This is a genomic window from Alteromonas sp. 5NW40-0090, from assembly GCF_057552975.1.
In genome coordinates, this window is the sequence record NZ_BAAJLT010000015.1 from 154,408 (window position 1) to 170,778 (window position 16,371).

Sequence of the window (16,371 nt, forward strand, 5' to 3'; positions counted from 1 at the left end):
TCCTTAATTAATTATTTAGTTTTACGCCACGAGAACGTTCAAACTCAACCTTTCTAATGTTGGCCTCGACAAAGTAAAAGTCGCCATAAATTATAGGCGTATCAATTTCTCCAGCGTTCCCCATGTCTCCCGTAGCTTCATCAAGCACAAATCCTAGTTCGAAGCTCATATCACGCCCATTTTTGCTTCTATCTGTTCTATAGTTAGAAGTCAGTTCGGCCATGATTTTGTCAGCGAGGGCTCCATATTTTTGTCTTTGCTTGTCGTCTTTCGTTATAGTTGCGTAACGATAAAGTGCAGATGCGTAGATAGCGGCGGCTGAGGTGTCTTTAGGAATTTTAGTATGCGTTGCTGGGTAAGGTTCGCGTCCGCAAGGAACAAGTTTATCTCCCTGCAAAATGTCAGAACCATACCAGTTTTTCTGGTTTTTGAGTTTGTTTAGCGATTCGTCGGTTAGCATTGAAGCATCTAGTATTTGAGGGCGATAACCTTTATACGGCAGAATGTGCGGCTCTATTCTGTTGGCACAGAGCTCTAAAATTCCCGAGTACACAGACGTTTCTAAAGACGTGTTTTCGGCATACTCATAAGCGTTCTCTCTGCTCGCCCAAAAGTCCCAAAAAGGAACGATGTCTTCTTCTAACAAATACTCAATGCTGTTTAGCACGTTACCTAAATGCTTTTCGAAAGCCTCGCGTTCCGCGTCGCTCAGGTTTAAATCAGACATATAGTCGGCAATCGTAACATAACCGTATAACGACCACCCCTGCCCTCTCGCCCATGCTGAAATATTACCTAACCCCTGCCAGTTTCCCGGCTTCCGTTTTCCGTAGTCGAAAACATGATATGCGATTGGAAAGCGCCTTTCAGAATCATTCTCTTCATAGAAGTAATGATTTTTGAGCGTTGTTTTAGCGTGCGTTATAGCAATGTCTTTATAATGTGATGAATCGCTATCTAGCAGGTATTCTAGGTTCATCATGTTGTCGATGATAACTGGATATGTCCATGGCTCTGCAATTCGGTGTAACTCTACAATGTCTTTACCGTTTCTTGATACAGATACCTTCATATGAGGGACGAAATCCCAAGATTTTATAGCGCCTTTTTCTTCGCTAAATCTGCTGGAAAGCGTTTCTCTACCTTTGTCCAAAATTCTAACGTACTTAGCCCTAAGCTCATCGCTCAAGCCTTCGTAACTTAGGGCTTCTCCATATGAATCATAAAGCATGAACCCCAAATCGTGTGTTGAATCAAGCGTAGCATCACCGTCCAACGCTTTCTGATAGTGTATGGCAAAGTTTAAAAGTTGCTTTTCCTCATCACCGTCCCATTCCACATAGTCTTTCTTAGACAGTAGTTTCCACATTACTCCAGGGAAAAAGCCATTAGTCCATTTTTCATATTTATCCATAAAAATGCCCCCGTGCTCATATGAGCGTGGCACACAAATCATTGACGTATCTTCAACGCAGGCCGGTCGATAATATAAATGGCGCTCACTTTCTATATGATTCGCCATCTTCAGATATTGATTCTTAGCAAAGGTAAGATTACCGAGAGCGCTTTGCAGACTGAATAATTGCTCATTGGCTTGCGTTGCCTTAGTTTCCTGAATTTCTGGTTTTGAATTATTTTGGTTGCTGCACGCACTGATAAAAGTGAAGGCAGCAAGCGTCGCAGCTATCCAGCTTATATTTTTTTGCACGCTCCCTAAAACAGTGCATTGTCGTACTAGAAAGTTCTTCTTCTTTTCTTTTTTATGTTCCAAGGCTACTCGCCCAAAATGACTACTTTTGACTAATATTGATCATAAAGTAATGCTTTTGTAAACGCAATGTAATATGGTATGCCCGAAACTGAATGTTATTGAAATGTTGCGGTATTAACATTTAGTAATAAACACACATCATTTAATAACAAACTTGAGCTAATAAAATTATGAAATGCCTAAAAACATTGTTAGTTTCAACCACCTTACTGGGTGCGTTTTCGTTAAATGCGGAAGTGACACTTGAACAACAAGTAAAAATTACCGATGAAGGACTGCACTTCGATGGCAGGAACCTCGATTTTTCAAACGTAGGTACACCTGATACGGGTGAGAAGTACGACTATTTTTTCGGTCCGAACATCTCTGCACATGGTGATGCAGTGAAAACCTATAAGCACTATGTCTTTATGACCTGGTATAAGGGCGGGAAAAGCGAAAGAAACGTGATGCTCACTCGTTACAATACAATTAGCGGTGAGTTATCTACGATAGAGTTCCCACACAAGCACACAGGGTTTAGAGGGGACCCGCTCGTTGGCGAGTCGCACAACACAATTGGTTTAGCGGTTAGCCCGATTAATGGCACTATCCATATGGTGTTCGACATGCACGCATATGATAACAATAACCACGGCGGCAAATTTAAAGACGATTTCTTTCGCTATTCTTATAGCATGCCTGGAGCAGCTGAGCTTCCCCACTCAGAATTTACGCTAGATAAGTTTGTGAAAGATACTAGTGAGGTCAGTCAAGGGGATGATGATTACAAACACCTCACCATGACCGGTGACCTAAGCGATAAAAGTAATTTTGCTCGCCTGACCTATCCCAAGTTTTTTACCACAGTAGATGGTACGCTACTTCTTTATATGCGCCTTGGCGGAAACAATAATGGCGCTTATGTTTTCAATCGCTACGACGCTGAAACAGAAAAGTGGTCGACGTTCACTAAGTTTAATGAAAACAACCAAAAGCTTAAAGGCAACGACTATAACTGGGGCCTTTATGGAAACATGAAATACGTGAATGGCAAGCTTCGCGTGGGTTTTCAACAGCGAAGTAACAATAATTCAGACAAGTATAAATACCAAAACGGTGTCTATTACGCATATTCAGACCATCCAGATGGTTTCGGTGATTGGAAGAACCACAAAGGTGAACCAATGACGTGGCCGCTCGTTAATTCAGATGAGATTAAAGTATTTGAACCAGGTGACTATATAAGCCACACCGAAGCCAACTCGGTTTACATTGTGGGAAGTTTTGACTGGACTGTTACAGAGAAAGGCGACATTCATATAATCAGCAAAGTGCGTTCTACAGACCGTAATAGACCTGATTACGAAGAAGTATATATTCATTCATATAAACCGGCTGGCGCTGATGAATTTATAATTAGTACTGATTTCACCGGTGCAAGTGAGATTTATACATCAGGTGACAATGTCTATATTGTAGGTTTAGAGGGTGGCCGCCCCTATGTTGAGAAAGCCCAAGGCGGCACCAATAACTTTGTCAGAGTATATAAAGCCACCGATGGACCAGTTTTCGATCACGGTACACTTTATATAAAAGATGGCAAGGTCTACTACTACCTGATGGAGCGTACTTCAGGTAACGCAATGCCGCTTTATCTCCAAATTATCGATTTGGATATAGAGTCTGACGCTAATGCACCGCTAGTATCTTTCCCGTCCCCTTCACTATCTGTAGAGCAAGGTTTTGAAAAACTAAGTCTAAACATTTCTGCTGAAAGCCCTGTAGAAGGTAGAACCATACAGTCTGTTACGCTTTATATTAACGATGAGTTAGTACGTACAGACACATCTCTGCCCTACTTATTTGGTCATGGGTCTAAACCCCATGAAACGGGCGCTATGGGATGGTTGGACACCCATGAGCCAAACCCTGCCCCACTTGAGGCAGGACGCCATATATTTAAAGCTGTAGCGGTAGATAGCGAGGGTGATAGCGCTATTGCAACAATGGTACTTAACGTTAACTCAAACGCCCCCATCGTTTCATTTCCTCAAGAGAATTTAGAAGTAGATGAAGGATTTGAAAGACTCAACCTTACCATTAATGCAGAAAGTGCTGTAGAAGGGCGTTCTATCGAATCAGTATCTCTCTACATCGATGGCGAATTGGTTAGAACAGATACTTCTCTTCCTTATCTATTTGGACATGCATCAAAACCACATGAAACGGGTGCCATGGGGTGGCTTGACACTCATTCACCGAACCCCTCACCGTTGACAGCTGGCACCTATGAGTTTACGGCTGTTGCTATTGATAGTGAAGGCGAGGAGTCTACAGCGTCGATGCAGTTAGTAGTGAAAGGTGAGCCTCAACCGCCAGTCGTTACGTGGCCTAATTCAACTGTGACAGTCTATGAAGGCTATGAAAAACTAGCGATTACTATTGACGCTGAATCACCTGTAGAAGGCCGTGATGTACAGTCGGTTACTCTGTATAGAAATGGCGAATTGGTAAGGGTAGATACCCGCCCAGTTTGGAACTTTGGCCATTCTCATGCGCCATACGAATTTGGCGCTATGGGTTGGTTAGACCGTCATGAACCTAACCCCTCGCCTTTGGGTGTAGGTACTCATACGTTTACTGCTGTCGCGAGAGATAGTGCAGGTCTTGAGGGTGAAAGCGATATGACACTAGTTGTTCTTAGCTTACCAGGGCCTTCTGTAATGATAAACGAAGGCGATATCTCACTACTTACTGAATACCAAAACCTTGCAATAACGGCAGATGCCTCTCCCGCAACCGACGATATTACGATTGTTAGTCTAGCACTTTACGTTAATGAGCAATTAATTAGAGAAATCTACGAACCTCCTTTCGAATGGGGAGCTGAAAACTATTCAGATGAGTTACTCGATTTGCCAGAAGGTACGCATTTAGTAAAAGTCGTTGCTACTGATTCAAACAATAAGCAGTCTGAATCAAGCATTTTTATAAATATTAATCTACTCGGTGACCTTAACAATGACTCTGTAGTGGACAAAAGAGATATTCGACTTTTCACAGCCGCCATACGCAATGGAGAGGAATTGAGTCTCCGTTATGACTTCAACAAAGATGGCGTTGTAAATAACAGAGATACCCGAGGTCTTGTTAGACGCTGTACCTATTCACGTTGCGGTTCAAACTAGGATTCAAAAAAATGAAAATAGCTAACTTAATTCTAATTCTTGGTCTAGTAATGTCTTTTTCTTCAAAAGCATCGCTAATTACCTTTTCAAATGACTCGTCTTCTTACCTAAATGGAGAAATCATTGAGGTAGAGGTATTCATAAACGACGCTAATCCTGCGATAGACTTCCTTGAGGTCGTATGGAATTTCGATTCTAGCCTATTAGAGTTCGATTTACTTTCCGTCACAGACAGCGTGTTTAATAACTCATACTTTGACGATGCTTATGCCGTTAGCGATGAATTAATATTCCAACTAGGCCTATCACCCAATTGGAGTAGTGTTCTCGGTACGTCATTTAAACTGGGTACGTTTAGCTTTGTTGCTTTAGAAGACGGCGTGTTATCACCTGAACTTACATTGGTTGAAATGTTTGCACAAAATTTTGACGGAGACGACATAGACGCAACATCGGTTCCTGCCCCATCAACCCTGGCAATATTTTGTATTGCAGGGATTATATTTTTCAGAAAGCGGATGAGTTAAATAAAATGGCCCAAGATTTCTAGTCTTGGGCCGAATTTTTCCTACCGTTTTAGTCTTTTTTGTTTCTGATATTCATAAAGAGAGGGTATAGACACTTTTGAATTTATGTCAGCTATATACGGTGAAGGATAATGTTCCACTGCAAACTTCCTGTTTCCGTATATACCAACAACTCTTGCATCAGGCCCTTCTGTTTGGCCTAAAATTCTTACGGTTTCGTTACTATCAGCACCACTTTCAACAAATATTTTTGCGTTCCACGTGGTGTTATAACGCCCGTGTCCAGGTTGCCAATACCCTGCCCCCCCGCCAAACCATAAATCATAGTAAGGACCGTCTTCATCGCGCTGAGCTTCTATATGAAAAGTCATGTTATCGTAAAGGTTTTGGTGATTAGCGCCTGCATGCTGATCTAGCGTTGGTTGAGTGAAAGCTTCTCCCCGCAAAAATACACTTTTAGTCGACTTGGTATTCATGCTAAAGGTATGAACAGTCGGATTTGATATTTTGACATCTTCGACTAAAAAATTGTGCACGCTGCCAAGGTGAATACCATAATGACCAAAACGTGTTCCATAGCTGTGTATATTGGAGATAGTCACGTTTCCGCTGTTTTCAGTCAATATGGCACTATCGGCATTGTTAAAGCTTACATCTCTTATCCAACCATTAAACACACTAGTTAAATAGATCCCGTTGAAACCTTGTTCAACGTGATGGCCGTAGGTTTCGCCCGAAGGAAATTGTATAGAGAGCCCTTCAATACCAACTTCTTCTAGGTGTTCCCATGATGATAAGTGAGCGGGAATGTTCTCATTTATGTCGTGTAAAAGAGGGTCACGTATCTCAACCGTATTTCCACGAATAGATTTAACTTGGGTGGGTTGCATTACTAGTGGTCGGTCTGGAAAATCATAATGATGCGAACCGATCACCAGGTCGGTGTCACCATAAATTGATTTTATGATACCGGCTTGTTTACCGTTTTTGTTGTGCCAGTCTATTCTCAGAATGTCGCCAACCGAAATTTGTGATGTGTTGCTAACTTCTAAAGTTTTCGTTCCTCTCTTACCTTGGGTAACCGTCGCTAACATTGGAAGCTGTTCATCCAATTCTTCTAGATAAGGTACTGGTCGAGTTCCTTCCTTTTGAATCCATATCACTCCTCCAGACCAAGAGTATTCTGAAAAGTAATCATCGATATAGATCTCAGCATTACGTTGTTTTTTGTTATGTAACCTCAAATAGTTTCTTAATTCATCTAAGTGAGGGGTTTTATCAATGATTGAAAGAGGCATTGGAAAGTAGAGTTGAGTGCCCTGTCCGCCCATTCCTTTCCCGCTAACCGTAATATTTCCCCGAGTAATTTTAAGAATGTCTTTTACGATAAACTGCCCTTTGGGAAATGTTACTGTGACATGTCCATTTATACTATGGGCGTGTTTCAGGGCGCTTAAAATAGCCTTTGTATCATCCTTTTCATCATCAGGTACTGCACCGAAGTCCTGAACGTCTACGTAAGTGGTCGTTTCTCGATGTGTAATATCTCTTTCACCAAAGTGATAACCTGCATAAGAATAATCAGGGAGATAAACGTTATTTGATTGTAGTTTTTGTTCAGTATGAAGATCCGGTGCTGCAATAATTGAGTTATGAAATGATGTAAACATTAGTGAGAAGCAAATATACTTTAACGGTGTATATAGCAGTGACTTTCTATATGTAATTCTAGCAACCCTCATTGTTGAAGCTTTCTCTTTATTCAAAAAGTGGTGTCTTAACAATATATTCACAATTAATCAATAACAAGCACTATCGGTCAAATATACTGTTGTATATTCACTTGAAGCGATTACCAAATAGTAAAAACTTCTCTAGCAAGGCTAACGTTTGTTACAAATAACTAATTAAAAATTAGTGAGAGAATCGGCGAAGCCATATATAAACTCTTTATCTAACTTCTATATTACTTCTAATGTGTGCACCAATGTGATTATAGGACCTTGTAAGTACAATGTTGCTCTTCAATGACAATAGTGGCGCATGTATGTACTCTTCTTGGCGCATCAATGGCGCTGTTTTGATCTTTAGCGCTCTAGCAAATCCTTAATATGGCCTGGAGATAGGATAGGTAAGCTCAGAAAGAGGCAAAAGTAGATTGTCTTTTAGTAAAAAGAAGAAAATGAGAGTTATTTATTGAAATATACGCGCAAAAAAGCCCTCGAAAAGTCGAGTTTTTCTTAATTGAGCGCTAAGCTAGCTAGATCTTACCTAAGCTCTTTAGTTTTTGTAGGTGTTTAGCTGCTTCCTGAGGTGTTCTTGGTGAGGGGTTTAGTGGTTCAGGTGAGCGGATGGTCTCTATGTGCTTCTTTCTTTGAACAACATTGCACAATTTTGTTATGAGAGATTTCACACATTTAGCTGCAGTGTTGAACTGTCTTACAGTTAAGAATTTCACAAACCCCTTAGTGTAACTATAGTCTATGATGCCCCAGTACTTTAAGGTGTTGATTACACGTCTAACAGTGTTTTGAGACCATTTTAAAAATCGAGCAAGTGAAGGCACTGTGCGCTGTAAGCTATTTCGATTTTTCTCAACATTCCACTTATGCTGGTTTTGAAGATACCCATGCATGATAAGAGCTTTGTGAACATGTTTAGAACTGTTACCTGATAATAGAGATATATTACGTTTCAACTGTCCTACATGCACTTTAAAAAAAGTCATGGCGCGTTCTTGGCTACTTTTACTCTTATTCTTTGAGGTAATAAGCGTCTTTTCTAGCTCCCGAGCGAACAAAGCAGCATAGCTATGCTCGCCCACGTGCAGCCGGTGGGATATTTTATCGTAATACGGGTGAAAAGTGCCCTGCCCTTCCTCTAATGGTTGGCTCTTCTTTAAAAAACCTTTTTCTATCAGGGATGTTATAGCTTCACGAACAGCATTTGGCGAGTAGCCAATCTTGTTACAGATTGCTTGTGTTGTCTGTTTGAATTGTCGTTTGTATGGCCGCATTTGAGATGCAAAAAAAGCAACATGTGCAAACACAAAGGACTCTGTGTCTGACAAATACTCAAATTGCCCTGGCGACATAAAAACAACGTCGTCATAGTTGTTATTAGAATTCATCTTTTTTACCAACAATATACGCAGATTTGCTGATAAAAAACGCATTAGTGGTTGACCTGATCTGGTAAACCGCTAGAATTAGATGTGTAACTGCTTCGAAAAGTTACATCTAAAGACCCGTGCAGTGCGCCAACACTCCACGGGTTTTGTTTTTAGCGCTTCTTATCTATCCATATTTCAAAGTGCTCTTCACTGAGCTTTTAAAGATAATATCATTTTTTTTCTTGTTTTCTCGATAGGTGTAATCTTTATATGAAAGGTATGATAGATCAAGGCGGATCACGATCTATTTGTGATCTTTTTAAAGATTCGATCCAAGTGTTAATCCTTGATTTTGCTAGATTAAAGATTCGATCCAAATACTAATTCAATACAGCGTTATCTGCGATCTTCTAATTTACCCAAAATATGGAGCGCAGACATATCGCGTCTAAAGGCGATCACAGGTATACCCTGCTCTGGGGAATAGCCAATATTGATTAAATAGCCCTGTACAGTAGCTCTTCCATATTCAACGACGAGCTCTCCTTTTCGCTGTTCTGATAGATGACAAGTTCCGACCTGCTTAACGATCTTATTCTCTACAGCTTCGTGTATTTTTGCTTTATAAGACGGATCTGAATTAGCCAAGACCATATTTGAGAATTTTCGTTTGAATTCATTTAGGCTAGATGAAGGTGCCACCGATTCTCTTAGCTCATTCCAGGCATATAGTTGCTGTGCTTGACGACCAGTAATTAAATGCTCTCTAGCCCACAGCCCAAAAAGAATTTCGATCTCATTTTTAGTTGCAAAGACGTCACTATCAATGAGTAACATATCGTCTAATGTCCGCCTTTCCTTAATCGCTGCAACAATACTCTTCACCGTCGAGCGTGGAAATTGAATTACTGCAGCCTTTTTTTCGACGTTTTTTGAATCCTCATAGGTCACTATGGCTTCCAATCGAAACAACTTGTAATACAATTCGATATCAACAATAAAGTCCTTATTACTATCGTAAAAATCTCTCATATCAAAAGTCGTAGCTGAGAGCCGATGTAGCGACTGAATAGCATTATTAATGTAGCCGCCAGCAGAGGCTTCCGATACGGGAATATCTTTGGCCATTGTTATCAGAGGCTCTAGAGGTAGAGTAAAGGTCTCCCCAATATTTTCCGACTCATCTAATTGCTCGGATATATGATTTATTAGCCAAGTGATTGCGCTAGCGTAGTAGCTCATATCGGGAAGATATATAAGCCTCCCCTCCTCTGCTCTGGCTGTAATAAGAACAGGTTTAGGTCTTCCCTCTTCGCGTAGCTTAATGCTAATTGTACTCGATTTATCTTTACGATTAGTCCGCATTGCTTTGACCAAGTAGCGAACTATCTGAAGCTCCATGAACCTTGTTTTGTCGTCGTAGCGTTCAATATTTATCGTTTCAACAGTACTTGATGATACGGACTGTAAATTATCTGAAGCAGCATCTTCTTTTTCTACATCAGTTGCTGTTAAGAAATGACCTTTAGGAATTGCTAATTTATAAAGCTTTCCTCTACGTTTCTTAATGGGATCGGTAGTTATAAACTCACTTGAAATTAGCCCTTCCTTTTCCAACTGCACTAAATGATGGCGTACATTTGAAATTTTACGGCTTATTCTCGCTGATATGAAATCTAAGCTAGCCGTTAGTTCTTCAATCTCTTGCAGGGCAATAAATATGTCTGAAGCCACAGTACTAGTAGTAGGTGATATGTTTAAAGAACTACAAAGTCTCATAAATACTTTGAAATCGAAGTCGTCTTGAACCGATACCAGTGGAGCCTTGAATCCATATTTTTCAGATAAACCGAATAGCTCACGCACTTTACTTTCTTCCTATAGATTTTAGTCTTTTTGCAGATTCGATCCAAAGGTTATCCGAGAAGCTTTATCATGTCTACGACTACGCGAAATTGCTAGAATAGATATGGATTGAAATACTGGACGACAAACTGTCAGCAGTTAAAACTAGAATCGTAAAGAGACGCTAAGTTATTCCTTTTTTATTTAATGCAAAGGACGATAATAGAGCACTGAACTTTGTCTATTGTTCTTCCATCAAAATTGCAGGTTGGTTCTCTCCAAAACTGAAAAGAAAAAGTTGTCTTCTGCTGACATGGATATACTGAAAGAAGAGCTCACTGTGGCGGATTGTTGCTTCGACTATGTAAAAAAAGCTTATGACGGACTTTTTCTAACCTCCTTTTCATATCACTATTGTTTCCGCGGAAACAACTAACATTTGTTTCCTTGTAGACCAATAAAATCGCGACTTCACGCGTGATTTAATTTTATTAGTAAAGTACATAAATATGCTGGAAATATCTTGTTGCTTAACTCGTGAGTTCAAAATTTCTATATAGCCAAAAAAAAATCTCGTCGATAGCGAACTAAGATACAAACTCTTGGTAGGACTTAATCTAGCTTAAGCGAAACTGAAACTAGTTGGAATCAGAAACGTTATATATACAGGCTATTATAATGACATTCGCGGAAGTATTTATATTGTCTTTCAAAATAGCAAAATTCAAGCGAAGTACTATGCATATCTCTTCCTCAAGAGCTGATAGCTAGATATATCAGCATTTAGTTATCCTCCATGAGGAGATACAACATATCATGACGGAACAGCCGGACATCATTTTATTGTTGGCCTAAGATTGTGGGCTTTGTGTAAAACGAAGGTTAATGTTTTCCAGTTATATGATTGGCGTAAACAACTCAACAGGTTTGTTTCTAGAAATTGTTTCCGCGGAAACAATTAGAAGAAAAAACGGTATGGTTTAGTTAAGACGCAGCCTGTAGCAACTCGAGAATAGAAAATTAATTAACGTAAAGTTTTTTGATACTCAGTATTTAAGCGAATACAACGAGAGCTTTACGCGTAAAGGTTGTACGTTTGAGACCTTATTAATCAATCCTTATTCGTCTTCTTCCTTTCAATTATATATATGGTACTGCAAGTCTATCAAAGTCCTCACTTCTAAAGATTCGATCCGAGACATTAAATAGTTGGCGTGTCAATATAACGAAATGTCCTGAAAGAAGGTTAGAATAATGAATAAAACAGAGTTGTATAACGGAATGCGTGTTCTTTCTAGCTATCACCGCAAGGGTGGTGTAGGTAAAACTTTTTTAGCTTCTACTATTGCTTACCTACTTGCCACTGGTGGACCAGATGGAAAAGGTAAAAAGCGGCGTGTTTTAGTATTAGACTATGATTCACAGCAAGATTCATCAAAAGCTTTTCTCAAAATGGATGCTATCCCAGGAGATGATGAATATGCTGCGCCTTTACATCCAGAGTTTGATGATATAGATGACCCCGAATGGAGTGGTAGAAACACCAGTACGGATATATTGTTCAATTCTCCCGTATACGAATATCCAACTGCTTTTGAAAACATTAAGGTACTACCTTCAGAAGGCAACGTTGATAGAGTGCTCGCGCTCACTCCTGAATCTGATAGATTAGTTTCGAAAATTACCGCTCATATGCGAGATTGGTTCTCAGTTGAGGAATTGGCCGACGATTACGATATAGTTATCGTTGATAACCCACCAAGTAAATCCCCCGTGTCTGCTGGCATGTTGGGTGCTGCTACGCATGTGATTATTCCTACAGAACCAGAATACGACTCAATTGATGGCGTGCCGATGCTTCTTAATAGGATCGATCGAATTAACGAAGACAGGGCGCACAACCCACTAAAGATTATTGGTGTAGTTCCTAATAAGGTTCCTAGTAAGTCACGATTAACGCAAAAAGACGAAGTAGCATTAGCGAAACTCTATGATAGCGAAGGGCCTACAGGTAAATACATGAGTGCATTTTGGCTTCAGCAAAGAAATTGTTACAGAGTAATGGAACGGCCATCTGTTGATGAAACACACTTTAACTATGTTCATAACCACCACGCAAAAAGCGAAATGCAAAAACTTTATGCATTAATTGAAAGTAGCTTATGGGGAGATGAAATATGACTGCTAAAAAACCAAGAAGCCGACGTGTTACGAAGCCATCTTCACAGGAAGATTTGATAAGTAAGTTTCAGTCAGGTGAAGGTGTATCGAAAAAATCTCAACAGATGCTAGATGATTTGAAGCAACGAGATAAGTCTAAAGAGAGTAACGTACACGACGATCCATTGTTTAAGACGTCATCTGAAATAGACAGGGTGCTTGTGGACTACATCCAGCCTCAATCAGATAATCCGCGGTATTTACCTGTCAAGTTTGCTAAACGTGATGATGCTGATTCAATTGCTTTGCTAAAAAACTGCGTAGTATGCGAAAAAGGGCTTATTGAAAATAGGCTGGATAAGAGTAACCCTAGATATGATGCGGTAGACGCAGAAATTGAGGAGATTAAAGGTTTAGCTGAGACACTAAAGCATAGTGAGTTAGTGCACCCTATCGCTGTGTGGCGTAAAAATATGTCTGATTATGCAATTGTAGCAGGCCACAGAAGATATTATGCGATACGTTATTTATATGGTGGTCTGATAAAAGTAAAAGTAAAAATATATGCAGAAAAGCCAAAAAACATAAATGTATTACGCCACATCGAAAATTTTTCGCGTAATGATTTAACGCTACCCGATGCTCTCAATAGCTATTCAAATGCTGTTACTGAGTTAGAAAGTATAGAAGGTGAAAAGCTATCAAAAAGTAGAGCTTCTGTTGTTACTTCATATTTAGGGATAGGTCGTACTACATTCTACCGTTATGACAAACTCTATGAATATCGAGAGTTTGTCATGCCTCTTCTGGAAAATAAAGTCGTAGAATCTTTGCGAGGATTATACGAAGAGATCATCAAAGCTGAGCAAGAGGGTAGGGAAGAGGTAGAAAAATATCTCGGCTCTTTATTATCACAAGAAAAATTCCACAAATATCTACAAGTACCAGTAGTTAAGAAAGCAGGCAGAACTAAACAGTTTATTTCACTTCCTAAAGTAAAAGTTGACAAGGCATCCGCAATAAAACGTTTATTAACGGAAGATGTGACTCAGTTGGAGTTAGGAATCGATTGGAACAGCGTAGACTTTAATGACCCGGTGATGTTAGAAAAAGCATTAAAGGAGTTGTTTAAGTCCCTTTCAAAATAGCTTTTGTTTCCGCGGAAACATTTAGGCTCGTAGGCGCTGAAACTCTTTACAATAGCGGGTTTCAGCGCTTTTAAGTAAGTGAATTAAATATCGAATAAAATATAGATTATACTTTCCGCCTGTATTCGATCCAGAGAGATAACAGCCTCATCTTAAAATGTTTGTTGTTGTAGCCCGATGTTAATTATCTCGGCTTAAACCTCTCCAGTACCTTCCCAACTAGTCTTACCGAAATGATATAAACAATTTGTTATATGTAGATTCATCTTTGGCTCTTTTGTAAGCGACACAATTTGATAACAATTTTATTGATTGGTAATTACAATTAAGTCATAATCGCTCAAAAGTAATCATCTTTACTTCCTTTTAAGCGGCTTTCTTGCGGAAGCCTAGAATGAAAATAATGGAGGAAATGTGTCGAGTTCAGATGAGTTTGAAACACAACCGATAAGTCCAAATAAGTTACAGCCAGCTCGAGCATTTGCAGGGAGTTATGCAGGAGAACATGTCGCAGGAACAGAATTTGTAATTGGAGCACTTTTTGTTTCTTGGGGAGTTGGGGCTGGTGATATTTTAGTTGGCCTACTTCTAGGTAATCTACTTGCTGTACTTACTTGGGGTCTTTTAACCGCACCAATAGCAACAGAAACCCGGCTTACTTTATATGCTTATTTAGAAAAGATAGCAGGTAAAGGAACAATTAAATTATATAGCGTTGTAAATGGTATTCTTTTCAGTGTACTTGCCGGAGCAATGATTACTGTATCTGCGTCAGCTGTAAGGATATTGTTAGATATTCCTCCACAGGTGGACTGGTTTCCATCCGATTTTCGCTTTGTACTCGTCGCGCTCTTTGTAGGTGCTGTTGTCGTATTTATGGCTGTTAAAGGCTTTAAAAAGTTAGCTGCGTTTGCAGAAGTCTGTGCACCATGGATGATTTTAATGTTCATTATTGGTGCGCTTTTCTTACTTCCCGCTCTAATCGAATCTACGCCTGGTATTACTTCTATTTCGTCATTTTCTGATTTTTATACTATTGCAAATGAATCTATATGGGTTAGAACGAGTAATGAAGTCGGCTTTTGGCACGTTGCCGCGTTTGCTTGGGTAGCAAATTTGGCTATGCATGGCGGTATGGGCGACATGACATTATTACGTTTCGCTCGTTATTCTCGATACGGTTTTTTCTCTGCGTTAGGTATGTTTATAGGCCATTATATGGCGTGGATATGTGCAGGCATCATGGGGGCTGGCGCAGCAATTATCTTGGGCACGGCAATTACTAATTTAGATCCAGGTGCAGTTGCCTATCAGGCATTAGGTACATGTGGAATCATTGCAGTAATTATTGCGGGATGGACCACTTCAAACCCTACGATCTACCGTGCTGGCCTAGCATTTAGTTCGTTAAACCCAAAGTGGAGTAGGGAGAAGTCGACTATTGTGGTGGGCGTCGTAACGACTATCATAGCGTGCTTTCCGTTTGTGTTTTCCCAACTACTCGGCTTTGTAGGAATCATGGGCCTTATGATGGCGCCAGTAGGTGCAATTATTGTCGCAGAACATTGGATTTTCCCTAGGATTGGGCTAACTCGTTACTGGTCACAATACAAAGGGAATAACACAAACTGGGCGGCAATAATCACATGGCTATCAGCGCTCGCTTTAAGCTATGTACTAGAGCAGTCAGGCGTACTTCATCTATTTTTCCTTCTAATTCCTATATGGATTTACTCAACGATAGTTTATTGCTTGCTATCAATTTCTATGGGCGCTAAAACCAGATTTAAGGAAGCGGAAATCGCCGAAGCTGCGGAGGCAAGCCGTAGGCAAGAAGAGAAAACGTTTCTAGATGGTTTATCTAAGAGTTCGACACAAGTTTCCAAAGAAAAGTCTACGATTGTGGTCTCCGTTGCGACATACGCTGCTATCACTTCGTTAGTTGCCTGTCTGGTGATTGGGGTAATGGCTTTCGTCAATAATGGTGACAGTGGTTTGCACACGCCATTGTTGATTGCGACGATCATTTATTTCATTACAGCTACATACGTCTATCTTGCTAACACAAAAAACTCAAAGTCAGACAGTGAGCCTTCGACTGTAGCTAACGCAACTCAAAACTAGTTTCCAAAGTAGGGTTTCCCCTCTAGCGCCGTGAGTTAGAGGGGCTTTTTCTTTTCAACAGGACGAAGGTTGTGAAAATAACATTCTTTTATTTAACATTACTTCTCAACTTCTTAGCAGTATGTTTCAACGAAGCAGTAGCTAACGAAGATAACACTGCAAATACTAAAAACAGGCCTCCAAACATACTTTTCATACTCGCTGACGATCATCGCTGGGATTTGTTAAGCAGAAATTCGTCTCAAGTTCAAACGCCTAACCTTGATGCATTAGCTAATGACGGGGTAGTGTTTGAAAATGCCTTTGTGACAACTCCGATATGTGCTTCAAGTCGAATCAGTATTCTGACAGGTTTAACAGAGCGTACTCACGACTTTACTTTTGGGCGACCGCCCACAGGCGAAAAAGAATCGTCAAATGTATACCCGGCGCTTTTAAAAAGTGCAGGTTACAGCACAGGCTTTGTGGGCAAGTATGAAATAAAATTGTCGGGAGAAGATGATGAACGGTTTGA

At 40.1% G+C, this 16,371-nt stretch carries 10 protein-coding genes; 6 read left to right on the forward strand and 4 right to left on the reverse strand.

The genetic code is table 11. The annotated features are described in order from the left end of the window. Positions 1–7: 7 nt before the first annotated feature. Positions 8–1,708 (reverse strand): hypothetical protein, encoded by a 1,701-nt coding sequence (locus AC27KT_RS18090; protein WP_456252793.1) that lies wholly within the window; start codon positions 1,706–1,708, stop codon positions 8–10. A gap of 233 nt (positions 1,709–1,941) precedes the next feature. Between AC27KT_RS18090 and AC27KT_RS18095 the strand changes: the two genes are divergently transcribed. After that, positions 1,942–4,941 (forward strand): BNR-4 repeat-containing protein, encoded by a 3,000-nt coding sequence (locus AC27KT_RS18095; protein ID WP_456252792.1) that lies wholly within the window; start codon positions 1,942–1,944, stop codon positions 4,939–4,941. Positions 4,942–4,952: 11 nt separating this feature from the next. Beyond that, positions 4,953–5,468, forward strand: coding sequence for a hypothetical protein (locus tag AC27KT_RS18100; protein ID WP_456252791.1), 516 nt, complete (start codon positions 4,953–4,955; stop codon positions 5,466–5,468). A gap of 41 nt (positions 5,469–5,509) precedes the next feature. Here the strand turns inward: AC27KT_RS18100 and AC27KT_RS18105 are convergent, their stop codons facing one another. The 3 genes from AC27KT_RS18105 to AC27KT_RS18115 form a co-directional block, all read right to left on the reverse strand. Beyond that, the gene (locus AC27KT_RS18105) at positions 5,510–7,138 is read right to left on the reverse strand and encodes a glycosyl hydrolase family 28-related protein (protein WP_487132239.1); all 1,629 of its coding nucleotides are present in this window, start codon (positions 7,136–7,138) and stop codon (positions 5,510–5,512) included. Positions 7,139–7,728: 590 nt separating this feature from the next. Continuing rightward, positions 7,729–8,643 (reverse strand): hypothetical protein, encoded by a 915-nt coding sequence (locus AC27KT_RS18110; protein ID WP_269918640.1) that lies wholly within the window; start codon positions 8,641–8,643, stop codon positions 7,729–7,731. A 333-nt stretch (positions 8,644–8,976) separates the two neighbouring features. Then, positions 8,977–10,446: a hypothetical protein gene (locus AC27KT_RS18115; RefSeq protein ID WP_269918639.1), complete on the reverse strand. Its 1,470-nt coding sequence runs from the start codon at positions 10,444–10,446 to the stop codon at positions 8,977–8,979. A gap of 1,233 nt (positions 10,447–11,679) precedes the next feature. On the opposite strand from AC27KT_RS18115, the gene AC27KT_RS18120 reads away from it, so the two are divergent. The 4 genes from AC27KT_RS18120 to AC27KT_RS18135 all read left to right on the forward strand — a co-directional run. Further along, positions 11,680–12,606: a ParA family protein gene (locus AC27KT_RS18120; RefSeq protein ID WP_269918638.1), complete on the forward strand. Its 927-nt coding sequence runs from the start codon at positions 11,680–11,682 to the stop codon at positions 12,604–12,606. Then, on the forward strand, positions 12,603–13,733 hold the full coding sequence (locus AC27KT_RS18125) for a ParB/RepB/Spo0J family partition protein (protein WP_456252789.1): 1,131 nt from the start codon (positions 12,603–12,605) through the stop codon (positions 13,731–13,733). Before AC27KT_RS18120 ends, AC27KT_RS18125 begins: the two co-directional genes overlap by 4 nt. Positions 13,734–14,147: 414 nt before the next feature. After that, positions 14,148–15,857, forward strand: a complete 1,710-nt coding sequence (locus AC27KT_RS18130; protein WP_487132243.1) for a purine-cytosine permease family protein — start codon at positions 14,148–14,150, stop codon at positions 15,855–15,857. 71 nt (positions 15,858–15,928) lie between these two features. Beyond that, positions 15,929–16,371: sulfatase-like hydrolase/transferase (locus tag AC27KT_RS18135; protein ID WP_487132245.1), on the forward strand; the 443-nt coding region annotated here is incomplete at its 3' end.